Source organism: Nocardioides sp. Soil805, from assembly GCF_001429625.1.
Taxonomy (GTDB): Bacteria; Actinomycetota; Actinomycetes; order Propionibacteriales; family Nocardioidaceae; genus Nocardioides.
In genome coordinates, this window is sequence record NZ_LMSU01000007.1 from 19,267 (window position 1) to 42,465 (window position 23,199).

Genomic DNA, 23,199 nt, shown 5'->3' on the forward strand with positions numbered 1-23,199 from the left:
GTGGACGCAGCGCCCGTGGGGGCTGCACGAGTCTAGCGAGGGGGTGCGGCCGAGCCGGGCAGGCGTCGCATACCCCGCGCCGACGCCATGGCACGGATCACGTTGCGCGCCTCGGCCCGGCCGCCGCGCAGCGGGCTGAGGAGCACCACCGCGGCCGTGATCAGCCACGGCTTGAGCCGCACGAGGGCGTTCTCCCCGTGGCGCAGGTGCACCACGAAGAGGTTGCGGTACATGTAGAAGCCCTTCCAGCCGGAGAGGTCGTGCTGCTGGTTGAAGTCGAGCTGGCGCACGAGGACCGCGTCGCGCACCGCCCAGATGCGCCGTCCGGCGAGTCGGGCCCGCACGGCGTACTCGGCGTCGTCGTAGAAGATGAAGAACTCCGGGTCGGGGAAGCCGATCTCAGCGGTCACGCTGCGCCGGACCATGAAGCCCTCGAAGGCGACGTTCTGCACCTCCACGAGCGGCGGCATCGACGCGCGATCGGCGTACGCCGTGTCCACGGCCGACCTCTTCGGGCGCACCGCCAGCGGGTTGCGCAGGTCGAAGTGGAGCGCCGCCTTCTCGACCAGCGCGCCGGAGAGGTCCTCGCGCACCGCGATCAGGCAGTCCTCGTCGACCGCCATGAGCGTGGCGAGGCAGTCGGGGGCCGGCACCACGTCGTCGTCCATCAGCCACACGCGGTCGAAGCCGCCGTCGTACGCCTCCCGCACGCCGAGGTGGAAGCCCCCGGCGCCGCCGAGGTTGGCCTCGGTGGTCGTCACGTGCAGCGGCAGGTCGTCGCGCGCGTCGAGGACGGCGCGGGTGTGGTCGGTGCTGACGTTGTCGATGACGATGATCGCGTCCGGGCGGTGCGTCTGCGCCGCGAGCCCGTCCAGCATGCCCACCAGCAGGTCGGCGCGGTTGTGGGTCACCACGACGACGGCGACGGTCTCGGTCATCGCAGGAACCTCTCGTGCCCGTCGTACTCCCCCGCGAGCCCGGCGCGCATCGCCCCGGCGCTGAGCCGCAGCCGGGCCCAGCTGGGCCGGGTGAAGGTGTAGAACCACACGGTCTTCACCACGAAGGCCAGCGCGTGCAGCGGCCCGCGGTAGTCGCGCAGGTTGACCAGGTTGTTGCGGGCCATGCAGTAGTGCTTGAGGTCGCTCGGGCTGTGGTTGTACGTCGTGCGGCCCCACATCATCGGCGTCCCGAGCTCCCCCACGCTGGGGTGCAGGACCCGGGCGTCGACCACGGTGGCCACGCGCGCCCCGGCCTCCTTGGCGCGCCAGAGGAACTCGACGTCGTCGCCCCAGATGAAGAACTCCTCGCGGGGCAGGCCGATCCGGTCCACGAGCTCCTTGGTGACCAGCACGCCGTTGAAGGGGATGACGATGTCGGCCAGCACCCCCTCACGGGCGGCGGCACGCACCTGGGCCATGTCGCCCACGACGCGGGCACCGCCCGGCAGCCGGATGGGGAAGACGAGGCGCTCGGGGTCGTCCTCGTCCACGACCAGCGGCCCCCAGAAGTCGTAGTAGTCGTCGTGGGCGAGCAGGGTCGTGAGGCAGTCGGCGTCGGGCAGGCCGTCGTCGTCCATGAGCCACACGAGGTCGGCGCCGCGGTCGATGGCCCACGCGAGCCCGTCGTGGAAGCCGCCGGCCCCGCCCCGGTTGTGCTCGAGGGTGCGGGCAAGCAGGGGCACCTCCCCCGTGGTCGGCTGCCCGGCGAGCCACTTGCCGGTGCCGTCGAGGGACGCGTTGTCGACCACCAGCACCTCGCTCAGGCCGGCCACCTCGCCGAGGCGCGCCACCAGTCTCTGGAGCAGCGGCAGCCGGTTGAAGGTGACGACCACCGCGACGACACGGCCATCACGGGGAGGAGTCACGGCGTACACCCTAGGGGCCGTACGCCGTACGGCCTGATCAGCAGGCCGCCCCGAGGTCCTCGGAGTCGTTCGCGGCGTACCCGTCCTTGAGCGTCCCGAACGACCCACCGGTCATCGAGGGCGGTGCCGCCGGCGTCGTCGCGGGCGCCTGCGCGCCGGTCCCGGCGTCGGTGCTCGCGTCGCTGCCCGCCTCGGCCGTGTCGGTCTCCGGCTCGACCGGGGCCGGCGCCGGGCTCTGCCCCTCCGCGCGGTCGATGGCCTCGGCCACCTTGGCGTGGATGAGCTCGATGTCCGGGTCGGCGGTGGTGACGAGCGGCGGCACCAGCGACAGGGTGGCGATCTTCTGGCTCTTGGCCTTGAGGGCGAGGTCGACGAACGTGCCCACCTCGCCGCGCGGCACGCTGGTCGAGATCATCTCCGAGGAGGCCTTGGCGATCTTCTCGAAGTTGCGCAGCGCCGTCTCGGGGCTGACCTGCTGGAGCATCGCGTTCATGACGCACTTCTGGCGCGCCATCCGCGAGTAGTCGTCCGATCCCTCCCGGGCACGGGCGAACCACAGGGTGTCCATGCCGTCGAGGGTCCGGGTGCCGGGCTCGATGTAGCGGAAGAACGAGTCGCTGGGCAGGCCCACCGGGATGCGGTCGCGCACGGTCAGCTCCACGCCGCCGACGGCATCGACGAGGCTGCGGAAGCCGGCGAGGTTGACCATCGCGTAGTAGTTGATCTGCAGGTCGGTGATGCCCTCGACCGCGGAGATCGTCGCGTCGACCCCCGGGTTCTTCGAGCCCTTGAAGAGCTCGGTGTGGTCCCCGGCCCAGGTGCTGACACCGTTGAGGTAGCACCCGTCGCAGTCGAAGCCGTGCGGGAACTGCTCGGCCATCGGCGAGCCCTCGTCGAAGGGGAAGTTCGCCATGTTGCGGGGCAGCCCGACGAGCACCGTCTTGCCAGTGCGGGCGTCGATGCTGGCGACCGTCAGCGAGTCGGGGCGCAGGCCCCAGCGACCAGCGCCGGAGTCGCCGCCGAGCAGCAGCACGTTGAAGCGTCCGTCGTGGGCCCCGACGACCTCGCCGTCGCCGAACATCGTGAGCATGAACGAGCGCTGCACGCCGACCATGTGCGCGCCGAAGAGCAGCGTGCCGGCGACGGTGAGCGAGAGCAGGCCGTTCATGCCGACCACGGCCAGGCGCTGCTGGCGCTGCAGCCCGAGGGGCTGGCCCAGGCGCCAGGAGTCCATGAAGAGCAGGGCCCACCCGACGGCCAGTGCCATCAGGCCCAGGCGCAGCACGCCCAGGAGCAGGGTGTTGGAGGCCGCCCAGAAGACGAAGGAGTGCGCGAACGCCGCGACGAGCACGCTCAGCAGGGTGACGACGATGACGCCCAGCCAGACGCGGATCGCGATCCTGCCCAGGCGCCGGTTGCCGGCGACGAGCTGGGCGGAGCCGGGGATGACGAGGGTCATCACCATCAGCGTGACCGCGCGTCGGAACCGCACGCGTTGCGCCCGGTCGGCGGTGCTGTAGCGCTGGCCGTCGGCGGAGGAGACCGTGGGAGCGGTCGTCGGGTGGGGCGGAGCGTCGGGGTGCGACCCGCCGGGGCTGTCGGGCGGCATGGGGTGCCTCTCTTGCTGGGGGAAGTCAGCCCAGCCAGTATCACCAGTCCCACCCGTCACAACCCGGTACGACGCGCCGCCACGGCCCGATGGGTGGAGATGCTCCGGCGACGAAGGTCCGCCCACCTGCGTGGAAGTGCAGCCCCGGACGCCCTCCGGACCCCGTACCTCCGCTCACCTGCGTGGAAGTTCAGCGCGGCGCGGGCTCCGGCACCCAGTCGTCGTACTCCGCCCACCACCGGTCGTCGGCGTCGAGCAGGCGCACCACCTCGTCGGCCGCCTCGAGCACGGCGCCGACGGTGGCCAGGTCGATGCGACCCTGCGCGCGCTGCTCGTGGAGGTGCTCCACGTCCTTCCACTCCCGGCGCCCGTCGGGGTGCACGAGGAGGTCCAGGCCGTGGTCGTCGGTGTCGAACCCGTCGTCGTCGCGCACCACGGGACTCTCGAAGTTGACGTACCAGTGCTGGAAGACGTCCCCGACGAAGAACTTCCAGACGCTGTAGCGCTCGCCCGTGCGGTGGACCTGGAGCACCGTGGTGCCGCCCCACGCGAGGTGCGCGCCCCACGGGTGCGGGCCGATGGGGTGCCCGTGGAAGGTGAACGGCGACCCCGGCTCCAGCAGGACCGCGAACGTGGTGCCGTCGTCCTCGACCACCGTCACCGGGTGCTCGAGCCAGAGCCGTCCGTGGAGGACCTCCCGGCGGGTGACGACCTCCCCGGGCACCCAGGGCGTCGTCACTCCTCGCGCCCCTGGTTGATCTCCTGCTTGCGGGCCAGCCGGTGGGCCCGGCGGATCTGGGCCTCGCGCTCGCGGCGTACCTCGCTCGGCGTCTCGGTGACCAGGCCGGGCACGGCGCGGGGGGCGCCGTCCTCGTCGATCGCGACGAAGACGAAGTAGGCGCTCGCGACGTGCACGGGCTCGTCCGCGGCGTTCCCCCACGGCTGCGTCTCGACCCGCACGCCGATCTCCATGGAGGACCGCCCCGCCCAGTTGACCTGGGAGTAGGTCTTGACGATGTCCCCCACGTGGACGGGTCGCAGGAAGGTCATCTCGTCCATCGCGGCCGTGACCGCCGGGCCGTCGCTGTGCCGGAAGGCCACCGCGCCCGCGGTCGAGTCGGCCAGCTTCATGATCTCCCCGCCGTGCACGTTGCCGAGGATGTTGGCGTGCACCGAGGTGGCGGCCATGGCGAGCGAGACCCGGGAGTAGGACACCGGTCGCGGGGTGGGCGCATCACTCATGGGCGCACGGTAGCGTCTCGGCCATGGCTGAACGTCCCCCCGGGAAGGGCGGTCCCGAGGAAGGGACCCCCGAGTACGACTGGCTCTACGGCAAGGGCGGCAAGGGCTCCCCGTCGGCGGGCTCCGACGACGCCACCCGGATGGTCCCCACCCGGGGCCGGTCCGGCGAGCGGCCGCGTCCCGACGAGACCCGGGTCATGCCCGCCCAGCCGCGGACGTCGTCCGGCGGGAACCGGCCGCCCGGAGGGCCCACCGGCACCGCGCCCGTCGCTCCCGCGCCGCGGCCGAAGAGCCCCCGCCGTCGACCGCGCCTGCGCTTCGGCGTCGTCAAGCTCCTCGTCCTGCTGTGGCTGGTCTTCATGCTCGCCGTGCCCTTCTGGGCCTGGAGCAAGGTGGACAAGATCGAGGCGATGCCCAGCGACAAGGGCCGACCGGCCGAGCAGGGGGGCAACACCTATCTCATCGTGGGCTCGGACTCGCGCGACGACCTCACCGAGGAGGAGCGCAAGGAGCTCGGCACCGGTGGCCCGGTGGGCCAGCGCACCGACACGATCATGCTGCTCCACACCGGCGACGGCCCCAACCTGCTCATGTCCATCCCGCGCGACTCGATCGTCGACATCCCCGGACACGGCACGACCAAGGTCAACGCGGCGTTCGCGTACGGCGGGCCCCAGCTGCTCATCCGCACCCTGGAGAACGAGACCGGCATCCGCATCGACGACTACATCCAGATCGGCTTCGGCGGCTTCGTCGGGATGGTCGACGCGGTCGGCGGCGTGGAGATCTGCCCCAAGAGCGCGATGAAGGACCCCCAGGCCAACCTCGACATCCCGAAGGGCTGCCAGGAGGCCGACGGCAAGACGGCCCTCGGCTACGCCCGCTCCCGCAAGACCTACTCCCAGCTCGGCGACATCGACCGGGCCCGGGCGCAGCGCGAGGTCGTCTCGGCCATCGGCGACAAGGCGCTGTCGCCGTGGACGTTCATCAACCCGGTCCGCTACTACCGGCTGGCGATGGCATCCGCCGGGTCCTTCTCGGTGAGCGAGGGCACCAGCCCCATCTCGCTCGGCCGCTTCGCCTTCGCGATGACGCGGGTCGACGGCGACTCGGGCCTCACCTGCGGCGTCCCCATCCAGGACCTCGCGGTCACGTGGGACGCGGAACGCTCGGAGCAGTTCTTCTCCTTCATCCGCGACGACGACACGTCGAGCATCCCTGCGGATCTCTGCACCCCCAGCGGGATGCCGGGCCGGTGACCGCCTACGAGACCCTGTCGGTGGAGACCGACGCCGACGGCGTCACCACACTCACCCTCGACCGCCCCGACGCCCTCAACGCGTTCACCGTCACGATGGCGCGCGAGCTCGAGCACTTCTTCACCGCCGCCGCCTCCGACGACGCGATCCGCGCCGTCGTGGTGACCGGCGCGGGCCGGGCGTTCTGCGCGGGCATGGACCTGTCCGCGCAGGGCAACGTGTTCGGCCTCGACGAGGACGCCCACCCCACCCCCGCCGACCTGCGCGACCGCCTCACGCAGGCGCCGTACCAGGACGGCGTGCGCGACACCGGCGGCAAGGTGGCGCTGGCGATCCACGCCTGTCCCAAGCCGGTGATCGCCGCCATCAACGGCGCGGCGGTGGGCATCGGGGCCACCATGACGCTGGCCATGGACATCCGGCTCGCCTCCACCCGGGCGCGCATCGGCTTCGTCTTCGGCCGCCTCGGCATCGTGCCGGAGGCCTGCTCGTCGTACTTCCTGCCCCGCATCGTCGGGGTCCAGCAGGCGCTGGAGTGGGTCTACTCGGCCGAGGTCCTCAGCGCCGAGGCCGCCCTGGAGGGGCGGCTGCTGCGCTCGCTCCACGAGCCCGACGACCTGCTGCCGGCCGCCCTCGACCTGGCCCGCTCCTTCGTCGTGGGCCGCTCCCCCGTCGCGCTCGCGCTCGCCAAGCAGCTGCTGTACGCCGGCACCTCGGCCGCCTCCCCACTGGAGATGCACCGCGCCGACTCGCTCGCGATGTGGCACACGTCGGTGGGCGACGGCAAGGAGGGCGTGGCCGCGTTCCGGGAGAAGCGCGACCCGGACTTCACCGGGCGCGCCTCGGAGCTGCCGCGGATCTTCTAGCCCCCCTCAGGGCTGTACTCGCGTCCGATCACGGTGGGCATCATCGAGGACGTCCGTACGTCGCCTCGAGAGGACCTCCCATGCAGATCGGCTACACGCTCATGACCGAGCAGTCCGCCCCCCGCGACCTGGTCCGGCACGCCGGCCTCGCCGAGCGGGCGGGCTTCGACTTCGAGGTGATGAGCGACCACTACTTCCCGTGGCTCGACGAGCAGGGGCACGCCGGTTACGCCTGGGCGATGCTGGGCGCGGTGACGCAGGTGACCGACCGGATCGAGCTGATGACCTACGTGACCTGTCCGACCGTGCGCTACCACCCCGCGGTGGTGGCCCAGAAGGCCGCGACCGTCCAGCAGCTCTCCGGCGGGCGCTTCACCCTCGGCGTCGGCTCGGGCGAGAACCTCAACGAGCACGTCGTGGGCCGGGGCTGGCCGACCGTGCACGTGCGCCAGGCCATGCTGGTCGAGGCGCTCGAGATCATCAACCAGCTCTTCGACGGCGGCTACGTCGACTACGACGGGCAGCACTTCACCGTGTCCTCCGCCAAGGTCTGGGACCTGCCCGAGACCCGGGTCCCCATCGCCGCGGCGGTCTCCGGCCCGGCCGGCATCGCGCGCCTGGCGCCGCTGGTCGACCACATGGTCGCGGTGGAGCCGTCCGCCGACCTGGTCTCGCAGTGGGCGGGGTCCGGCGCGCGGGGCGAGCGCAGGATCGGCCAGATGCCGATCTCGTGGGACCCCGACCGGGACCGGGCGGTAGCCCGCGCCCACGAGCAGTTCCGCTGGTTCGGCGGTGGCTGGGCGGTCAACGCGGACCTCCCCGTGCCCTCCGGCTTCGCCGGGGCGACCCAGTTCGTGCGACCCGAGGACGTGGCCGAGTCCATCCCGTGCGGCCCCGACGTGGACGCCGTGGTGGCGGCCGCGGCCGAGTGGCGCGAGGCCGGCTTCACCGACCTGGCGCTGGTGCAGATCGGCGACGAGCGCCAGGAGGACTTCCTCGACTGGGCCCGCGGCGAGCTGCTGCCGGCCCTGCGCGACGCCTGAGCCTCCCGGCCCGCGAGGGTCTCGCGAAAGTCCTTGTGTGCTCCCGAGCGTCGGCGTACGCTCGCGATATATCGCAATACGTCGACAGGTCGAGCCGGTCGGCGACGTCACCGGGAGGACACGCACATGGGACACCGCAGGAATCCGTGGGAGCTCCGCTTCGACCAGCACGGCTGGGGCGGCCCGCCCCGTGGCCCCGGCGGCCCCCCGCCGTGGGTGCAGGGCCTCCTCGGCTGGGGCCAGACCGGCAGCCCGCAACCGCCCTCGGGCGGCCCGCGCGCCCGTCGCGGCGACGTCCGCCTGGCCATCCTCTCCGCCCTGGCCGACGCCGCGGGCCGGGGAGAGCCGATCAACGGCTACCAGGTCATCCAGCAGATCGCCGATCGCAGCAACGGCTCGTGGCGGCCCAGCCCCGGATCCGTCTACCCCACGATCCAGCAGCTCGCCGACGAGGGCCTCGTGGAGACCGACGACGAACGGGGTCGCAAGACCCTGCGGCTCACCGCCCAGGGCGAGACGTACGTCGCCGAGCGCGCCGCCGAGCTCGACGCGGTCTGGGCGCCGTTCGAGCGGGCCCAGCAACGTGCCTCGACCGGCACCTCGGGTGACCTCAAGTCCGAGATCGGGCAGGTCATGAGCGCCGTGTGGCAGCTGGTCACCCAGGGCTCCGACACCCAGCGCAAGGCCGCCATCGGCGTCCTCGTCGACACCCGCCGCTCCCTCTACGGGATCCTGGCGGACGGCGCGGAGCCGGAGCCCGAGCCCGACGAGGACCTGTGATGGCCGACCCGCGCGCGGCCGGGTCCCGGATCGGGGACCGGGAGCGCGAGGCGGCGACCTCGATCCTCAACGACCACTACGCGGCCGGGCGCATCGACACCAAGGAGCACGCCGAGCGCCTCGACGCGATCTGGTCGGCCCGCACCCGTGCCGACCTCGACGTGGTCTTCTGGGACCTGCCCCGGGCGGTCGCCCCGCCGCGTCCCCCGGCACCCGTGCGTCGTACGACGCCCTGGCGCGCGCCGCTCGCCATGTTCCTGGTGGCGGCGCTCCTCCTGGCCGTCGCGCTCCACGTGCCGTGGTGGGTGTGGCTCATCGGCGTCGTGGTGCTGCTCAAGTCACGCGGCTGGGGACACGGTCACAACGCTCGCCACGGGTGCCACAATCACGGCACGAGGGCTCGACCCTGAGCCGTCACCCGAGAGCCTCCCCTGGAGCCCCGATGCCCGACCGCGCGCCCGACGCCGAGGCCTTCGCCCGGCTCGCCCTCGACCTCCACGACGTGGACGGCCTCGACGAGACGGTCGACCGGATCCTGGAGTTCGCCGTCACCACCTTCGGCTGCCGCCACGCCGGCGTCATCCTGGTGCACGGCGGCTCCCGGGTCGAGACCGTCGCGGCGACCGATCCGGTAGTGGAGGGGCTGGACGCCATCCAGCTCGAGGCCGGCGAGGGGCCCGACCTCGAGCTCATCGCCGACCGGCACGAGGTCCTCGTCCGCGACGTGCGCCACGAGACGCGCTGGCCACGCTGGTGCGAGGCGGTCGAGCAGGCCGGGGTGCGCAGCATGCTGGGCTCGCGGCTCTACACCACCCAGCAGGTGATCGGCAGCCTCAACCTCTACGACCCGGCGCCGGACGCCTTCGACGAGGCGGACGCCGACGTCGCACACATGCTGGCCCGGCACGCCGCCGTCGCGGTGCAGCACGCCCGCGGCGACGAGCACCTGCGCAAGGCGGTCGACGCGCGCAACCTCGTCGGGCAGGCACAGGGCATCCTCATGGAGCGCTTCGACCTCGACGCCGCCCGTGCCTTCGAGGTGCTGCGCCGCTACTCCCAGCACCACAACCGCAAGCTCCACCTGGTGGCCCAGGAGCTCATCGACAACCGGGTGCTTCCCGAGGTGTGAGGATCCTCAGCCGGCTCGAGTGATCTGCGCGACGGCAGTCTCGCGCATCTCGGACCAGGTGTTGCCGAGGTAGGCGTCGCCCGCGCCGTCCCAGAGCGCCAGTGCCGCTGCCACCGCCTGACGCTCGTCGTCCGGCAGCACACCGGCGAGCACGTGCTCGTCCACGGTGGCGCTGTGCCGCAGGAACGAGACCGCGACCCGCGCGCACGCCGCGTCGAAGCCGAGCGACTCCGGCTCCTCGCCCTCGGCGGCGACCACCTCGCGGTCCAGCTCGGCCTCGGCCTCGCGCACCGAGTCGAGCCGGGGGCCGAGGACCGCGTGCTCGAGCGCCACGTGGACGGCGAGGCGCCGGCGGGCGTGGAGGAAGACGTCCTCCCGGGCTCCGGCATGAAGACGTGGCACCCGGCACCACTCCTCGCGCAGCTCCTCGTGCTGGGCCGCCAGCCGGTGGGCCAGCTCCTCGCCGGTGGTGACCGGTACGACGGCGTCGGGCTCGTGGAGTGGTGCGCTCATGCCCATCGCCGTACCCGGCCACGCCTCGAGGCATGCGTTCGCGCCGACCGGGTACGGACCCACCAGACGGGGACGCATCGTCGTACCCCTGGCCGGCCGATGGCCGGTCGTGGCCGGTCGGTCCGGGCTCACGCAGCCCCGGGACGACCGGCCACTCCCCGTCCAGCACCGGTCAGGCGGTCATCCCGGGGTCCTCGTCACGGGTGATCGACCCGAGGTAGCCGTGGCGTACCCCCCACAGCACCGCCTGCGAGCGCGACGCCACGCCCATCTTGCGGTAGGCGGAGCGGATGTAGGACTTGAGCGAGTTGATGCTGATCGAGGCTCGGTCCGCGATGGTCTGGTTGTCGAAGCCCGCCGTGATCATCGCGATCACCTGCGCCTCGCGAGGGGTGAGCGTCTCCAGCGGCGACGTCGGGGTCGAGTGCGGGGACGTGACCGGGGGCTGGTCGGCGCCCAGGTCGACCACGGGGCGTCCGTGGTGGATCGACTCGAGCGCCGCGACGAGGCGCGCCGCCGGCAGGGCCTTCGACAGCACCCCGCTCACCCCGTTGCCGAGCGCCAGCTCCACCAGCTCGGGGCGCGCGTTCCAGGTCCAGGTGACGAGGCGGCCGTCGTGCGCGACCGACTGGACCGCGGCCAGCGGCAGGTCCCGGACCCCGGCGAGCGTGTCGTGGAGGGTGAGGTCGACGTCCCGGGCCGGGACGCCGCCCGGGGACGGCAGCACCTGCACGCGGTGGGCGTACGGCGCCAGGAGGCCGGCGAAACCGACGGTCACGAGCTCGCACTCGTGGGCCAGGGTGACGCGCACAGGGCGGCGTCGTCGTGTCATCACGGTCATGAGCGCGCCGTACCCAACTCGTGCGATCGCATGCCCGAAGGGAGGTAGTGGCGGACGGACAGCACTGGTTGGCTCGGGAGTCGTGGTCGAGCAACGTGCCACGTTCGACCTGCACGAAGGAACGACGTGTCACCCACCTCCCCGCCCCGGGGGCACCGCGGCGTGTCCCGCGCCCGCCGGATGGCCCTCACCGACGAGCTGCTGGCCCGACTCGACGACCCGGCCGAGGTACGCCTCGAGCTGGAGGACGAGATCATCCGCCTCAACCTGGTGGTGGCCACCCAGGAGGCCCGACGCTACGAGCGTCGCGGCATCGATCCCGACGACCTGCGACAGGTGGCCTGCCTGGCCCTGGTGAAGGCGGTGCGCCGCTTCGACCCCGCCCTGGCCACCGACTTCCTCGGCTACGTCGTGCCGTGCATCCGCGGTGAGCTGCGGCGCTGGTTCCGCGACGCCGGCTGGGTCGTGCGCCCGCCCCGCTCGATCCAGGAGCTGCAGGCCCGGGTCGCCAGCGTCGGGGCCGAGCTGACCCAGGAGCTCGGGCGGTCCCCTCGACCCAGCGACATCGCAGCCCGGCTCGGCGTCCCGACCGCGCGGGTGGAGGAGGCCGTGTCGGCACACGCCGGCTACTCGGTCGACTCCCTGGACGCCGTGCACGACGACTCCGAACGACCGCTCGCCGACTCCCTCGTGCTCCACGAGGCGGGCTTCGCGCAGGTGGAGGCCCGCACGGTCGTCGCCCCGCTGGTACGACGCCTCGGCACCCGCGAGCAGCGCATCGTCGAGCTGCGCTACCTCCACGGCGCCACCCAGGGCGAGATCGGCGCGGAGATCGGCGTGACGCAGACCCAGGTGTCGCGGCTGATGACCGGGATCAACCGACAGCTGGGTGCCGAGCTGGGCGCCGGCGACGAGGACTCCTCGGGCCTGTCGCCCGCCGTCTGAGCGCAGGTCTCCCGGACCCGTCCGATCAGGGGGCTGCCCGGACGGGTCGGTCGAGCCCCGCCTCGAGCGCCGCCACCAGGTCGTCGATCTCGACCCTCACGTCCCCCGCCCCGTGATGGAGCAGGTCGGCCATTGCGGTCCGTGCGACCCGCACCGCGTCCCGCAGCTCTCTGGCCCGGCCCCGGACTTGCTCGTCCTTGGCGGTGGCCTCGAGCCGCGTGAGTCGGTCCTCGAGGGCCACGACGCGGTCCGACGACACGGCCCAGCCTCCTGCGACCTGCTCGCGTGAGCCGGTGTCCCGCAGGTCCGGCAGCAGCTCGCGAGCGAGCCACGACACCTCGCCCTCCGCGGCGGTGAGCTCGGCGCGCCCGGCGCCGCGGCGACGGGCCCGGCTCCACAGGAGTACCCCGGCCACCAGCGCGAGCACCAGCCCCGCGAGAAGCCACCACCACCCGGCCCCACCCTCGTCCGCCTCGGCCTCGACGTCGGTCGTCTCGGCCTCGACCATCGCGGACGACGAGGGCGCGGGCTCCGAGGTGGCGCTCCCGGAAGGCGTGGGCAGGACGGAGGTCTCCGAGGCCGAGGGCTCGGAGGCGCTGGGCGTCACGGAATTGCTGGGCGTCTCGCTCTCGCTGGGCGTCTCGGACTCGCTGGGCGTCTCGGACTCACTGGGCGTCACGGACTCACTGGGCGTCACGGAATCACTCGGGGTAGCGGAATCGCTGGGGGTCGCCGGTGCGCTGGGGGTCCGGGTCGGGCTCGGGACGGTGGGGGTCCGGGTCGGGCTCGGGACGGTGGGGGTCCGGGTCGGGCTCGGCAGCGTCGCGGTCCGGGACGGCTGGGCGGATGCCGAGCCGGTCGGGGTCGGAGTCGGTCGGTCGCCCGAGCCCTCGCTGCACGAGGTCACCAGCAGGAGGGACGCTGCGACGCCGACGGTTCGCGCGACGCCGACGCGTCGTCTCGTCGTGGTGGACATGGAACCCCCTCAGCCGTCGGGCCCCGCCCGGACGGACGCTCGCTCGTCGCCCCGCATGCTGGCACAGGGAGCTCCCCGGGACATCGCCCTCCGCCCGCCCGCTGTTCGGGTCACCCGGGTGACCTTTTGGGAGGGGGATGCGACGCCAGTGGGCTCGACGGATCCTCGGGGTAGGGCCACAGGTGTCAGGGCTCGTCGTGTGTCCACCCGAGGACCGCGGAACCAGAAGGGGGCCGGAACGCATGGTGACCACGGACGTACACCTGAACCGGACCGTCCGGGCGGAACCGACCGCAGAGCCGATCGAGGAGCCGATCGCCGCAGGCCCCGGTGAGGCCGACCTGACCCGGAGCATGGCGCTGGTGAGCGCACGGCTCAGGGAGCGGTTCGACTCGGTGCCCGCGACGACCGTCGAGGGCGTGATCAGCGAGGTCCGTCGCGAGTTCGACGGGAGCCGGGTCCGAGCCTTCGTACCGATCCTCGTCGAACGCCTGGCCCGGGACCGCCTGACCGTCCTGTCGATGCCTGCGCCTCAGGCAGACCAGGCCTGAGCCGGCCTCCCCTACATGGTCCCAGTGGTCATCCTCGCCGCACCCCGGCACGGGGGATACAGGGCGCGGCGAGGAATCCAGGGGGGGTGGGACGCCACAGGGGAGCGTCCCCGGGGCACGACGGCAGGTGAGCGCGCTCGTACTCGCCGTGACCTCACGAAGGACAGTACGCACCGGCGACGTTCCACACAGCACCACCCGGGACGGGTGCCTTACCCTCTGGGGACATGCCACGGTCACGGGCCACACCACTGCTCGGTCGGCGTGCCGCGCTGCGCGGGTACGTCGCGCTGGCCCGCGGGCTCGACCTCGACGCTGCGCGCCTCCTGAACGCGCAGGGCCTGCGCGTCGATGCGCTGGAGCCAGATGCCTGGTCCCCGGTGGACGCCATGGCACGGGTGCTCGGGTCGTCCGCGCGTTCGTCAGGTCGCGACGACTTCGGCCTCCTGCTGTCGAAGAGACGGCGTCTGTCCACGCTGGGGCCGCTGAGCCTCCTCCTGCACGAGGAGCCCGACGTTGCCAGTGCCGTGCAACTGCTTCATCGAAACGCCGCCAGCTACAACCAGGCGCTCTCGTTCTCGACCGTCCACGCGGACGTGTTGACGACGATCGAGGTGACGCTGTCCCTCGGCGACGACGTCGATCCCGGGTCCGCACGTCAGGCGCTGGAGCTGGCGGTCGCCGCGTACCTCCGGATCCTCCGGGAGCTGTGTGCCCCGGGCTGGCGCCCCTTCCAGGTTCAGCTCCCCCACGACCCCCCCTGCGATGTGCGGACCCACCACAGCGTCCTCGACACCGTCATCGTGTTCGACGCGGCTCGAGCCGCCGTCGTCCTCCGCCGCGACGACCTTGACCTGGAGCTGCAGGCCGACCCCCAGCGTCGCGCGTACGCGCGACGGTTCCTCGACCTCCTGCGCCTGGACTCGCAGGACGCCGGCATCACGGGCGCGGTGCACACGCTGATCCGGACCAGGTTGCCGTCCGGTCGGTGCTCCGCCGAGCTGGTGGCTCGCGACCTCGGCATGGACCGGCGCACCCTTCACCGCCAGCTGGAGCGCGAAGGGACGACTTTCTCCACGGTGCTCGACGAGGTCCGCGCGGCCCTGGCCGAGGAGAGGCTGCGTGACCCCCACTACACCGTGACGCAGGTGTCCGAGGCGCTGGGCTTCGCCGCCCCGAGCGCCATGTCGCGGTGGTTCACCCGTCGGTACGGCTGCTCGCCCACACAGTGGCGCGACCGGCTCGAGGCGGCACCGGCGAGGGCGACAGGCAGCACCGCCTGATCCCCGCGCCGCAGCTCCGCACGACACCCGGATCAGAGCTCGGACTGCACCCCGTTGAGGAGCTGACGCGCCATCACGATCCGCTGGACCTGGTTGGTGCCCTCGTAGATCTGGGTGATCTTCGCGTCGCGCATCATCCGCTCGACCGGGTAGTCGCGGGTGAAGCCGTAGCCGCCCAGCACCTGCACGGCGTCGACGGTCACCTGCATCGCGACGTCGGAGGCGAAGCACTTGGCCGCGGCCCCGAAGAACGTCAGGTCCGCGTCGCCCCGCTCGGAGCGGCCGGCGGCGGCGTACGTCATCTGTCGGGCCGCCTCGACCTTCATGCCCATGTCGGCGAGCATGAACTGCAGGCCCTGGAAGTCGGAGATCGACTTCCCGAACTGTCGGCGCTCCTTGGCGTACTCCAGCGCGTAGTCGAGCGCACCCTGCGCGACGCCGACGGCCTGGGCGGCGATGGTGACGCGGGTGTGGTCGAGGGTCTGCATCGCGGTGGCGAAGCCGGTGCCCTCGGCGCCGATCATCCGGTCCGCGGGGATGCGGACCTTGTCGAGGTAGACCTCGCGGGTCGGGCTGCCCTTGATGCCGAGCTTCTTCTCGGGGGCGCCGAAGGAGACGCCCTCGTCCGACTTCTCCACCACGAAGGCGGAGATGCCGCCGCGCGTCTTCTTCTCGGCGTCGGTGACAGCCATGACGGTGTAGAACTCCGACTCGCCGGCGTTGGTGATCCACCGCTTCACCCCGTCGAGGACCCACTCGTCGCCGTCGCGCACCGCGCGGGTCTTCATGCCCCCGGCGTCCGAGCCGGCGTCGGGCTCGGAGAGGCAGTAGGAGAACCCGCCCTCACCGCGGGCCAGGGCGCCGAGGTACTTCTGCTTGAGCTCCTCGGAGCCCGCGATCTGCACCGGCAGCGAGCCGAGCTTGTTGACCGCAGGGATCAGGCTCGAGGACACGCACGCCCGTGCGACCTCCTCGATGACCAGCACGGTCGCCAGCGCGTCCGCACCTGCGCCGCCGTACTCCTCGGGCACGTGCGGGGCGTGGAAGTCCGCGGCCAGCAGCGCGTCGGCCGCCTCCTGCGGGTAGCGCGCCTCCTCGTCGACCGCAGCGGCATACGGCGCGACCTTCGCGTCGCACAGGTCGCGGACGGCCTCGCGGATGGCCCGGTGCTCCTCGGAGAGGGTGTACATGTCGCTCATGCACGAATCCTACTAGCGGGTAACGAGCCTGTGCGCAGCGGTCGGACGACGAACGCCCGGCCGGTGCGCGGGGCACCGACCGGGCGGTCGAGGAGACGGGACCGGGGTCAGCGGACCTTGATGACGACCTTCTTGTCCTTCGACTTCTCGGTGAAGTCGTCGCCGAGGTAGAGCACCTTCACCACGGTCTTGCCCTTGGGCAGCGCCTTCTTGAGGGTGATGGTGACCTTGCCCTGGGCGTTGAGCGAACCCTTGCCGAGCTTCTTCTGGCCCTTCATGACCTTCACCTTGCCGGTGGGGACCTCGTTGTCGGCCTGCACGGTGACCTTGAGCTTGGTCTTCTTGCCGAGCTTGGTGGGGTTCTTCGCGGGCTTCGCCTTGGTCGTGGACTCGTTCTCGGCCAGGATGACCGACCCGAGGCTCGAGGGCGTACCCGGCTTGTAGACGCACGGGACATCCTTGAGCATGGCAACGTCGCCCTGCTGCGTAGCGGTGAACGTGAACGCCGAGGGCACCACGACGTCGTAGGTGCCGGCGCCCGGGAGGTTGACCGGGACGGTCGTGGCGGGCTCCACGCCGGGAGTGGTCAGCGGGTTGGGCGTGTTGAGGGTGAGCGGCTGGTTCGCCGTGGCGGGCACGGGCGTCTGCGGGAACCGGACGTTCTGCAGCGCGAGGTCGGCGGTGTCCGAGGAGGACAGGTTGTCCAGCGTGGCGACCATGTCGTTGGAGAAGCCGCCGATGGACGTCGCCTTGTAGAAGAACTTCGCGGCCTCGACGACGTCGGCCGGCAGGGTCACGCTCAGCAGCACCGGGATGGCCGGGGCGTCGAGGCCCGCGTTGGCGGCACCGGGCAGGGTGGCGGTGATGCCCACCGGGATGTCCCGGACGCCCAGGCTCGGGAAGGTGCAGGTGTAGGTGGTGGCCGCGGTGGCGGCCTGGGCGGCCGGGGCCGTCATGGCGACGAGAGCGCCGGCGCTCAGGGCGCCCGCGGCAACTGCGGCGCCGAGGCGCCGGACTGGGGTGTGGAGCATGAGTGGATGTCCCTCCGTGGATGTGTGTGCGGTCACACCCAACCACATCCGCCACCACATTCACGGTGCTGGTAGACCCTTGTCGTACTGATCGGTAACCCCACCGGGGTTTGGGGTTCCGCTCCACCGGGCACTCCGGGGCCATGCGTCGTACGCCGATCACCGCCCTCGCCCTGCTCGCCGTACTCACGGTCCTGGCCGGCTGCTCGGACGGGGAGGCGGAGAAGGGGGACGCCGCCCCGGCGGCGCCGTCCTCCGCCACGAGCACGGAGGAGGGGGCCACCGACGAACCGGCGGCGGCCCCGGCGGTCATGATCGGCGACCAGGTCTACGTGCCGCCCTGCGCCCTCCTGCCCACGACCGAGGCCACGCGGCTGCTCCCCCTCACCCGTGGGGCCGAGGTCACCGAGCGCGGGCGGGCCGCCTCCACGACCGCCAAGGAGCTGGCCGAGCGCAAGGACACCGTCGGTGGCGCCGTGGTCACCACCAGCTGCGACTACTCGATCGGGGACCGCGCCAAGACGTTCGCCAAGCTCAAGGTGGAGCAGTACCCCACCGAGGCGGCCGCCGCCGCGGAGTGGCGCCAGTTCAAGAAGTACGGCGACGGGAGGCTGCCGAAGGACCTGCGCGACAACAACGGTGTCTTCGACGCCCTCGAGCAGGCCACGGTCGACATCATCCGGGACGCCCAGCAGAGCCTCGGCGGCGTGCGGCTGCGGGGCATCGACGAGCGCATCCTGTGGCAGCAGGGCGGGAGCGCCTACCTCGCGACGACCGGCAACCTGCTCGTGCGCTTCACCCGGGGGCGCGACTACGGGCTCACCGACGACCTGACCGAGCGCGACGCAGAGCTGGCCGAGCGCGTGCTGACCACCGCCCTCGACCGTGCCGAGGAGCTCCGCGGCGAGGACGCCGAGCCCGCCGCCGGCTCCACGGGACAGTTCTCGCAGGCCCAGGACTGGCCCACCTTCCTCGACCCCTGCGCACTCCTCGACGGCGAGGCGGTGGACGCCCTCTTCCCGGGGGTCGAGCTGGAGGAGCTCACCTCCGACTCGACCCCCGCCGATCCGGACTCCTACCTCTCCCTGGACTCCTTCGCCGGCCGCTCGGTCCAGAACAGCTGCCTGCGCGAGGACGACGAGAACCGGCGCACCGCCGAGCTGCTGGTCCAGTACGTCGCGCCGGGCGACCAGCCGAGGCGGGTGCTGGACTCCTACCTGTCCCAGCTGGCGTTCTCCGATCCCCGGCCGACCCCGGACGAGGTCCGCACGATCCGGGGGGCGCTGCGCCCCGGCGGGATGTTCGACGTCGACGGCTCCTACGTGCTCGCCAGCACCGGCGGCGGCATGTACTTCTACGTGATCTGGGACCGCTACGTCCTCGAGCTCCAGGCGAAGCAGGCGAAGAAGCGCCGGGGCGGGAAGCCCGAGCCGTTCCCCGAGCTGGAGACGCTCGACAGCTACACCCTCAAGACGGCCATGGAGGCCGTCGTCGCCAACGCCCGGAACACGCTCGGGACCGAGGACTGAGCGCTACCGGGCACGGCCCCAGGACGGGCCGAAGGCCTCTGGGCGACCCGGCGTCGCCGCCCTAGCGTGGTGGGACCAGCCGCACACACCGGGAGTCACCGTGGACATCTTCGACGGACGAGTGGTCATGGTCACCGGCGCAGCACGTGGCATCGGAGAGGCGACCGCCACGCTGCTGGCGCGTCGCGGTGCCGACCTGCTGCTGACCGACATCGACCAGGCCGCGCTCGACGACCTGGCGGCCCGGCTGACCGCAACGGGTACCCGGGTGGAGGCGGTCGCGTGCGACGTGCGCGACCTCGGTGCGACGCAGGCGGCGGTCGCCCGGGCAGTGGAGGCCTTCGGCGGCATCGACGTCGTCGTCGCCAACGCGGGCGTGGCGAGCTACGGCACCGTGCTCACGGTCGATCCTGACGCGTTCCGACGGGTCCTCGACACCAATGTACTCGGTGTCTTCCACACCGTGCGTGCGGCACTGCCGACGATCATCGAGCGCCGGGGCTACGTGCTGGTCGTCTCCTCCCTCGCCGCCCTGGCGGCCACACCGGGCATGGCGGCGTACGACGCGAGCAAGGCCGGGGTCGAGCACTTCGCCAACGCGCTGCGGATGGAGGTCGCCCATCTCGGGGTGGACGTCGGCAGCGCCCACATGTCGTGGATAGACACGCCGCTCCTGCGCGAGGCCAGGGAGGACATGAGCAGCTTCGACGAGATGCTGGCTGCCCTGCCGGCACCGCTGCGCGCGGTCACGTCTGCCGAGGACTGCGCCAAGGCCTTCGTCGAGGGCATCGAGGCGCGCAAGCGTCAGGTGTTCGTGCCCGGCTGGCTCTCGTCCCTGTCCCGGCTGCGCATGATCCTCAACTCCCGGCTCGGGGACCGGATGTCCGCGAGGGACCGAGCACGACTCATCGCCCGCACGGACACGGACGTACGACGACTGGGCCGCTCGACCGGGCCCCGCTACACGGAGTCCGACGTCGGCGGCTGATCGGGGGCGTCGGCGGGTAGCGTCGGGGCCGTGACCACCTCGTGGCAGGACCCCGCGACCGTCGACCGCATGCTCGACGACCTCGAGACCTGGGCCGTGGTCGGCCTGTCCGGCGACACCGGGCGCACGGCGTACTCGATCGCCAGGCTCCTCCAGGAACGCGGCAAGCGGATCGTGCCGGTCCACCCGGACGCCCCGACCGTCCTGGGCGAGCAGGGCTACGCCACGCTCGCGGACATCCCGTTCCCGGTCGACGTGGTCGACGTGTTCCGGCGCTCCGAGGCAGCGGGCGAGTTCGCGGACCAGGCCGTGGCCATAGGCGCCCGGGGCGTGTGGTTCCAGCTCGGCGTCGTCGACGAGGCGGCGTTCGACCGGACCACCGCGGCCGGGGTCGCCATGGTCATGGACACCTGTCCCGCCATCGAGTGGCGCAAGCGGAGCGCGTGAAGGACCTGCTCGTCCCGTCCGGCCCCGGCCTCCCGTCGGGGCTGGTGGTGCCGGACGCCGACCTCGTCGAGCGGTTCTCCCGCTCCCCCGGCCCGGGCGGCCAGTCGGTCAACACCTCCGACAGCCGCGTCGAGCTGGAGTACGACGTCCGCTCGGCCTCGACGCTCACCGACTCCCAGCGCTCCCGGGCGCTGCGTCGCTGGCCCGACGGCAAGGTCGTCATCGCCGCCTCCGAGCACCGCTCGCAGCACCGCAACCGGGTCGCGGCCCGGGAGCGGCTGGCCGCCCTGCTGCGCGAGGCCCTCGCCCCGCCGCCCCCGCCCCGGCGGGCCACCCGGCCCACCCGCGGGTCCAAGGAGCGCCGGTTGCGCGCCAAGAAGGAGCGCGGGCAGACCAAGGCGCTGCGCGGCCGGGTCGGCGACTAGAGCTCGACGGTCGCCTCGGTCGTGGTGATGCCGAGCTGGGACAGCGTCTCCTCCATCACCCACTGCACGCCGAGGGTGTCGTCGAGGGGCACCACCGGCGACTCGGTCAGTCCGGCGGCCAGGCACCGGCCCACCTCGTCGATCTCGTGGCTGTAGCCGCGCCCGCGGGCCGGCAGCTCGCGGGTCTCGGCCTCCTGCCCGTTGCGTCGCACGACCAGCGAGGTGGGGTGGTGGAAGCGGGGCGGCAGCTCGATCGAGCCGCCGGTCCCCCAGATGACGGCCCGACCGGGGCTCTCGGTGGTGAGCCCGCAGGCCAGCGACGCGCCGCGCCCGTCGTCGTACGCCAGGTGCATCGTCACCGACGCGTCGGTGCCGTTGGGGTAGCGGGTGCCGGAGGCGACGACGCGGTCCGGGGTGCCGAGGAAGTCCTGGGCGAAGGAGATGACGTAGACGCCGAGGTCGAGGGTGGCGCCGCCGCCGAGGGCGGGATCGAAGAGCCGCGAGGCGGGGTCGTAGTCGCGGTGCGCGCCCAGGTCGGCCTGGACGGCCACCACCTCACCGATCTCGCCCGCCTCGACGAGCCGGCGGGCTTCCACGACCGCCGGCTGGAGCCGGGTCCACATCGCCTCCATGCAGAAGACACCGCGCTCGCGGGCCGCGGCCACCACCTCGCGTGCCCCGGCCAGGGTGGCGGTGAAGGCCTTCTCGACCAGCACGGGCACGCCGGCCTCGATCGCGGCGAGCGCCAGGGCGTGGTGCTGCGGGTGCGGGGTCGCGATGTAGAGGACGTCGATGTCGGCGCCCACCAGCTCGCCGTAGGTGTGGGCACCCGCGATGCCGTACGACGACGCGAGCCCGGCGGCGCGCTCCCGGGAGCGGGACCCGATCGCCACCGCCTCGGCGTCCGGCACGTGCTCGAAGTCGCGCAGGAAGACCTCCGCCATGGCGCCGGTCCCTGCGATGCCCCACCGAGTCGTCATGGCGCTCAGCCTAGGGGCCGGACCGGCCGGCAGCGGCACGGGAGGCGGCGCCGACCAGCCCCTCGAGCGGACCGCGGGAGCGCGTGGCCGCGAAGACGGACCCGATGCCCAGCAGGAGCAGCACGTGGAACAGGTAGCTGTCGCGCAGGGTGTCGGGCAGGAAGCCCTGCGACCGCGCCACGACGTGCACCGAGTAGAGGGTGAGCGTCATCGCGCCGGCCCCGAAGAAGAGGGCCACCGCCCGCCCCGTGACGGCCCCCGCGACGGACAGGGCCAGCAGCGCGGCACCGATGACCAGGAGGGCCGAGCCGGTCGTCTGGAGGAGGTCGAACGGGGTGGCCGTGTGCGGCGCCACCACCAGGAGCCACTGCCACGAACCCCCGGTCGGCGTGGTGCCGGGCAGCCCGGCCGCGATCCGGTCGAGCAGGGCGGCGCCGTCGACGTCCTGCGCCGGCGGCTCCACGAGCAGGGCCCGCTGCACCTCTGTACCGGCCGTCAGGACCCGTGAGGCCGCGGTCGCCAGCAGGGCGGCCGCCGCTCCCCCGGCGACCAGGAGTCCCGCCGTACGCCGCGACGTGAGGTCGAGGCGACCGACCGCCATCCCGGCGAGCACGTAGGCCAGCCACGGCACGGCCGGGTAGTAGCCGGTGAACGTCAGCTCGGCCAGCAGTCCGCCGGGGTCGGCGACGAGCTGGCCCCAGGTCGGGCTGGCGTACTGCCGCTCGGGCAGCGACGGTCGCACGAGGTGGGAGACGACCGGGGCGACCACCAGCCACCCGGCCGCGAGCAGGGCCAGCGAGCGCGCCGACAGCCCGAGGAAGGGCAGGGCCAGCACGAAGACCACGCCGTAGTAGGTGAGGATCACCGCGATGCCCGAGCCGACCTCGCCGAGCACCAGGCCGACGGCGGCCACCAGCACGGCCCGGACGGCGAGTCCCGCCGACGCGCGGCCCCGGGCGCTGCCGGTGACCGGGAGGCGCCGCCCGGTCATCAGGGCGATGCTGACCCCGGCCAGGACGGCGAAGAGCGCGGACGCGCGACCGCCGGCGAGCGCCTGCCCGAACGACAGCGACCCGTCGGGGTCGCGGGCGACGAGGACGTGCGTGGCGACCATCCCGAGCAGCGCCAGGCAGCGCGCCACGTCGATGGCGACGAGGCGTCCCGGCGCCGGCAGGTCGGTCAGAAGCCGAGCCTCCGGGCGCCGCCCGCGGCGCTGCGGACGACGGCGCCCTTGTCGGTGGCCACCTGTCGCAGCTCGGCCTGGAAGTCCACCATCCGCTGCTGGAGCGCGGCGTCGCCGCTGGCCAGGATGCGTACGGCGAGCAGCCCGGCGTTGCGGGCCCCGCCGATGGCGACGGTGGCGACCGGCACCCCGGCCGGCATCTGCACGATCGACAGCAGCGAGTCCATGCCGTCGAGCGCCTTCAGCGGCACGGGCACGCCGATCACCGGCAGCGGCGTCACCGCGGCGAGCATCCCGGGCAGGTGGGCCGCGCCGCCGGCGCCGGCGATGATCACCTCGATGCCGCGCCCGGCGGCCTCGCGACCGTAGGCCAGCATCTCGTCCGGCATCCGGTGGGCGCTGACGACGTCGGCCTCCACCTCGACGTCGAACTCGGCGAGGGCCTGGGCCGCCGCCTCCATCACGGGCCAGTCGGAGTCCGACCCCATCACGATGCCGACGCGTGCCGTCATGTCA

Annotated in this window: 27 protein-coding genes; 13 read left to right on the plus strand and 14 right to left on the minus strand. The window is 72.7% G+C overall.

Annotation, left to right across the window (positions count from 1 at the left end; translation table 11 throughout):
* Positions 1 to 32: 32 nt before the first annotated feature.
* The 5 genes from ASG94_RS20640 to ASG94_RS20660 all read right to left on the minus strand — a co-directional run bounded on the left by ASG94_RS20640 (position 33) and on the right by ASG94_RS20660 (position 4,715).
* Positions 33 to 938 carry a glycosyltransferase family 2 protein gene (locus ASG94_RS20640; protein WP_056928383.1) on the minus strand — a complete coding sequence of 302 codons (906 nt, stop codon included), beginning with the start codon at positions 936 to 938 and terminating at the stop codon, positions 33 to 35.
* On the minus strand, positions 935 to 1,864 hold the full coding sequence (locus tag ASG94_RS20645) for a glycosyltransferase family 2 protein (protein ID WP_056928433.1): 930 nt from the start codon (positions 1,862 to 1,864) through the stop codon (positions 935 to 937). The genes ASG94_RS20640 and ASG94_RS20645 overlap by 4 nt, the downstream gene beginning before the upstream one ends.
* 37 nt (positions 1,865 to 1,901) lie before the next feature.
* On the minus strand, positions 1,902 to 3,473 hold the full coding sequence (locus ASG94_RS20650; RefSeq protein WP_082624415.1) for an LCP family protein: 1,572 nt from the start codon (positions 3,471 to 3,473) through the stop codon (positions 1,902 to 1,904).
* Between the two features lie 190 nt (positions 3,474 to 3,663).
* Positions 3,664 to 4,212, minus strand: a complete 549-nt coding sequence (locus tag ASG94_RS20655) for a DUF402 domain-containing protein (RefSeq protein ID WP_056928384.1) — start codon at positions 4,210 to 4,212, stop codon at positions 3,664 to 3,666.
* Positions 4,209 to 4,715, minus strand: a complete 507-nt coding sequence (locus ASG94_RS20660) for an acyl-CoA thioesterase (protein WP_056928385.1) — start codon at positions 4,713 to 4,715, stop codon at positions 4,209 to 4,211. Before ASG94_RS20660 ends, ASG94_RS20655 begins: the two co-directional genes overlap by 4 nt.
* 23 nt (positions 4,716 to 4,738) lie before the next feature.
* On the opposite strand from ASG94_RS20660, the gene ASG94_RS20665 reads away from it, so the two are divergent.
* The 6 genes from ASG94_RS20665 to ASG94_RS20690 all read left to right on the plus strand — a co-directional run bounded on the left by ASG94_RS20665 (position 4,739) and on the right by ASG94_RS20690 (position 9,792).
* Positions 4,739 to 5,974: an LCP family protein gene (locus tag ASG94_RS20665; protein WP_056928386.1), complete on the plus strand. Its 1,236-nt coding sequence runs from the start codon at positions 4,739 to 4,741 to the stop codon at positions 5,972 to 5,974.
* Complete coding sequence (locus ASG94_RS20670; protein ID WP_056928387.1) at positions 5,971 to 6,840, plus strand: crotonase/enoyl-CoA hydratase family protein; 870 nt, start codon at positions 5,971 to 5,973, stop codon at positions 6,838 to 6,840. The genes ASG94_RS20665 and ASG94_RS20670 overlap by 4 nt, the downstream gene beginning before the upstream one ends.
* A gap of 80 nt (positions 6,841 to 6,920) precedes the next feature.
* Positions 6,921 to 7,883 (plus strand): TIGR03557 family F420-dependent LLM class oxidoreductase, encoded by a 963-nt coding sequence (locus tag ASG94_RS20675; RefSeq protein WP_056928388.1) that lies wholly within the window; start codon positions 6,921 to 6,923, stop codon positions 7,881 to 7,883.
* A 126-nt stretch (positions 7,884 to 8,009) separates the two neighbouring features.
* Complete coding sequence (locus ASG94_RS20680) at positions 8,010 to 8,663, plus strand: PadR family transcriptional regulator (protein WP_082624416.1); 654 nt, start codon at positions 8,010 to 8,012, stop codon at positions 8,661 to 8,663.
* Entirely contained in the window at positions 8,663 to 9,073 is a 411-nt protein-coding gene (locus tag ASG94_RS20685; protein WP_056928389.1) for a DUF1707 SHOCT-like domain-containing protein, read from the plus strand. The genes ASG94_RS20680 and ASG94_RS20685 overlap by 1 nt, the downstream gene beginning before the upstream one ends.
* 32 nt (positions 9,074 to 9,105) lie before the next feature.
* Positions 9,106 to 9,792 carry a GAF and ANTAR domain-containing protein gene (locus ASG94_RS20690; protein WP_056928390.1) on the plus strand — a complete coding sequence of 229 codons (687 nt, stop codon included), beginning with the start codon at positions 9,106 to 9,108 and terminating at the stop codon, positions 9,790 to 9,792.
* 6 nt (positions 9,793 to 9,798) lie between these two features.
* Here the strand turns inward: ASG94_RS20690 and ASG94_RS20695 are convergent, their stop codons facing one another.
* Together ASG94_RS20695 and ASG94_RS20700 are read right to left on the minus strand one after the other, a co-directional pair.
* Entirely contained in the window at positions 9,799 to 10,305 is a 507-nt protein-coding gene (locus ASG94_RS20695) for a hypothetical protein (protein WP_156411737.1), read from the minus strand.
* Positions 10,306 to 10,477: 172 nt separating this feature from the next.
* Positions 10,478 to 11,146 carry a helix-turn-helix transcriptional regulator gene (locus ASG94_RS20700; RefSeq protein ID WP_200958221.1) on the minus strand — a complete coding sequence of 223 codons (669 nt, stop codon included), beginning with the start codon at positions 11,144 to 11,146 and terminating at the stop codon, positions 10,478 to 10,480.
* A 126-nt stretch (positions 11,147 to 11,272) separates the two neighbouring features.
* Between ASG94_RS20700 and ASG94_RS20705 the strand changes: the two genes are divergently transcribed.
* Positions 11,273 to 12,091 (plus strand): sigma-70 family RNA polymerase sigma factor, encoded by an 819-nt coding sequence (locus ASG94_RS20705; protein ID WP_156411738.1) that lies wholly within the window; start codon positions 11,273 to 11,275, stop codon positions 12,089 to 12,091.
* Positions 12,092 to 12,116: 25 nt separating this feature from the next.
* Here ASG94_RS20705 and ASG94_RS20710 read toward each other — a convergent pair whose 3' ends face one another.
* Positions 12,117 to 12,770 carry a hypothetical protein gene (locus tag ASG94_RS20710; RefSeq protein ID WP_156411739.1) on the minus strand — a complete coding sequence of 218 codons (654 nt, stop codon included), beginning with the start codon at positions 12,768 to 12,770 and terminating at the stop codon, positions 12,117 to 12,119.
* 22 nt (positions 12,771 to 12,792) lie between these two features.
* Positions 12,793 to 12,990, minus strand: a complete 198-nt coding sequence (locus ASG94_RS20715; RefSeq protein WP_056928395.1) for a hypothetical protein — start codon at positions 12,988 to 12,990, stop codon at positions 12,793 to 12,795.
* Between the two features lie 259 nt (positions 12,991 to 13,249).
* Between ASG94_RS20715 and ASG94_RS20720 the strand changes: the two genes are divergently transcribed.
* Together ASG94_RS20720 and ASG94_RS20725 are read left to right on the plus strand one after the other, a co-directional pair.
* Positions 13,250 to 13,618, plus strand: coding sequence for a three-helix bundle dimerization domain-containing protein (locus ASG94_RS20720; RefSeq protein ID WP_156411740.1), 369 nt, complete (start codon positions 13,250 to 13,252; stop codon positions 13,616 to 13,618).
* A gap of 227 nt (positions 13,619 to 13,845) precedes the next feature.
* Positions 13,846 to 14,901 (plus strand): AraC family transcriptional regulator, encoded by a 1,056-nt coding sequence (locus tag ASG94_RS20725; protein ID WP_056928397.1) that lies wholly within the window; start codon positions 13,846 to 13,848, stop codon positions 14,899 to 14,901.
* 32 nt (positions 14,902 to 14,933) lie between these two features.
* Here ASG94_RS20725 and ASG94_RS20730 read toward each other — a convergent pair whose 3' ends face one another.
* Together ASG94_RS20730 and ASG94_RS22580 are read right to left on the minus strand one after the other, a co-directional pair.
* On the minus strand, positions 14,934 to 16,100 hold the full coding sequence (locus ASG94_RS20730; RefSeq protein ID WP_056928398.1) for an acyl-CoA dehydrogenase family protein: 1,167 nt from the start codon (positions 16,098 to 16,100) through the stop codon (positions 14,934 to 14,936).
* 107 nt (positions 16,101 to 16,207) lie between these two features.
* Positions 16,208 to 17,131, minus strand: coding sequence for a DUF6801 domain-containing protein (locus ASG94_RS22580; protein ID WP_156411741.1), 924 nt, complete (start codon positions 17,129 to 17,131; stop codon positions 16,208 to 16,210).
* 143 nt (positions 17,132 to 17,274) lie between these two features.
* On the opposite strand from ASG94_RS22580, the gene ASG94_RS20740 reads away from it, so the two are divergent.
* The 4 genes from ASG94_RS20740 (at position 17,275) to arfB (ending at position 20,520) form a co-directional block, all read left to right on the plus strand.
* Entirely contained in the window at positions 17,275 to 18,660 is a 1,386-nt protein-coding gene (locus ASG94_RS20740; protein ID WP_056928400.1) for a hypothetical protein, read from the plus strand.
* A gap of 100 nt (positions 18,661 to 18,760) precedes the next feature.
* Positions 18,761 to 19,648: an SDR family oxidoreductase gene (locus ASG94_RS20745; protein ID WP_082624418.1), complete on the plus strand. Its 888-nt coding sequence runs from the start codon at positions 18,761 to 18,763 to the stop codon at positions 19,646 to 19,648.
* A gap of 30 nt (positions 19,649 to 19,678) precedes the next feature.
* Complete coding sequence (locus ASG94_RS20750) at positions 19,679 to 20,095, plus strand: CoA-binding protein (RefSeq protein WP_056928401.1); 417 nt, start codon at positions 19,679 to 19,681, stop codon at positions 20,093 to 20,095.
* Positions 20,092 to 20,520, plus strand: coding sequence for an alternative ribosome rescue aminoacyl-tRNA hydrolase ArfB (gene arfB / locus ASG94_RS20755; protein ID WP_056928402.1), 429 nt, complete (start codon positions 20,092 to 20,094; stop codon positions 20,518 to 20,520). The genes ASG94_RS20750 and arfB overlap by 4 nt, the downstream gene beginning before the upstream one ends.
* Here arfB and ASG94_RS20760 read toward each other — a convergent pair.
* Genes ASG94_RS20760 through purE form a run of 3 tightly spaced genes read right to left on the minus strand, consistent with a single transcriptional unit; the run spans position 20,517 to position 23,195 of the window.
* Positions 20,517 to 21,500, minus strand: a complete 984-nt coding sequence (locus ASG94_RS20760) for a Gfo/Idh/MocA family protein (RefSeq protein ID WP_056928437.1) — start codon at positions 21,498 to 21,500, stop codon at positions 20,517 to 20,519. The two genes, arfB and ASG94_RS20760, sit on opposite strands and share 4 nt — an antisense overlap.
* A 10-nt stretch (positions 21,501 to 21,510) precedes the next feature.
* Complete coding sequence (locus ASG94_RS20765) at positions 21,511 to 22,683, minus strand: heparan-alpha-glucosaminide N-acetyltransferase domain-containing protein (RefSeq protein WP_327152788.1); 1,173 nt, start codon at positions 22,681 to 22,683, stop codon at positions 21,511 to 21,513.
* A complete protein-coding gene (gene purE, locus ASG94_RS20770) occupies positions 22,680 to 23,195 on the minus strand; it encodes a 5-(carboxyamino)imidazole ribonucleotide mutase (RefSeq protein WP_056928404.1) in 516 nt (171 codons plus the stop codon). Before purE ends, ASG94_RS20765 begins: the two co-directional genes overlap by 4 nt.
* Positions 23,196 to 23,199 lie beyond the last annotated feature (4 nt).

Excerpts from the sequence above, each read along its gene's own strand:
- ASG94_RS20695 (WP_156411737.1), bottom strand. The coding sequence starts at position 10,305 with ATGAGCGCACCACTCCACGAGCCCGACGCCGTCGTACCGGTCACCACC.
- ASG94_RS20725 (WP_056928397.1), top strand. The coding sequence starts at position 13,846 with ATGCCACGGTCACGGGCCACACCACTGCTCGGTCGGCGTGCCGCGCTG.
- ASG94_RS20700 (WP_200958221.1), bottom strand. The coding sequence starts at position 11,146 with ATGACCGTGATGACACGACGACGCCGCCCTGTGCGCGTCACCCTGGCC.
- ASG94_RS20730 (WP_056928398.1), bottom strand. The coding sequence starts at position 16,100 with ATGAGCGACATGTACACCCTCTCCGAGGAGCACCGGGCCATCCGCGAG.
- ASG94_RS20665 (WP_056928386.1), top strand. The coding sequence starts at position 4,739 with ATGGCTGAACGTCCCCCCGGGAAGGGCGGTCCCGAGGAAGGGACCCCC.
- ASG94_RS22580 (WP_156411741.1), bottom strand. The coding sequence starts at position 17,131 with ATGCTCCACACCCCAGTCCGGCGCCTCGGCGCCGCAGTTGCCGCGGGC.
- ASG94_RS20740 (WP_056928400.1), top strand. The coding sequence starts at position 17,275 with ATGCGTCGTACGCCGATCACCGCCCTCGCCCTGCTCGCCGTACTCACG.
- ASG94_RS20660 (WP_056928385.1), bottom strand. The coding sequence starts at position 4,715 with ATGAGTGATGCGCCCACCCCGCGACCGGTGTCCTACTCCCGGGTCTCG.
- ASG94_RS20690 (WP_056928390.1), top strand. The coding sequence starts at position 9,106 with ATGCCCGACCGCGCGCCCGACGCCGAGGCCTTCGCCCGGCTCGCCCTC.
- ASG94_RS20685 (WP_056928389.1), top strand. The coding sequence starts at position 8,663 with ATGGCCGACCCGCGCGCGGCCGGGTCCCGGATCGGGGACCGGGAGCGC.
- ASG94_RS20640 (WP_056928383.1), bottom strand. The coding sequence starts at position 938 with ATGACCGAGACCGTCGCCGTCGTCGTGGTGACCCACAACCGCGCCGAC.
- ASG94_RS20760 (WP_056928437.1), bottom strand. The coding sequence starts at position 21,500 with ATGACGACTCGGTGGGGCATCGCAGGGACCGGCGCCATGGCGGAGGTC.
- ASG94_RS20650 (WP_082624415.1), bottom strand. The coding sequence starts at position 3,473 with ATGCCGCCCGACAGCCCCGGCGGGTCGCACCCCGACGCTCCGCCCCAC.
- ASG94_RS20680 (WP_082624416.1), top strand. The coding sequence starts at position 8,010 with ATGGGACACCGCAGGAATCCGTGGGAGCTCCGCTTCGACCAGCACGGC.
- ASG94_RS20675 (WP_056928388.1), top strand. The coding sequence starts at position 6,921 with ATGCAGATCGGCTACACGCTCATGACCGAGCAGTCCGCCCCCCGCGAC.
- purE (WP_056928404.1), bottom strand. The coding sequence starts at position 23,195 with ATGACGGCACGCGTCGGCATCGTGATGGGGTCGGACTCCGACTGGCCC.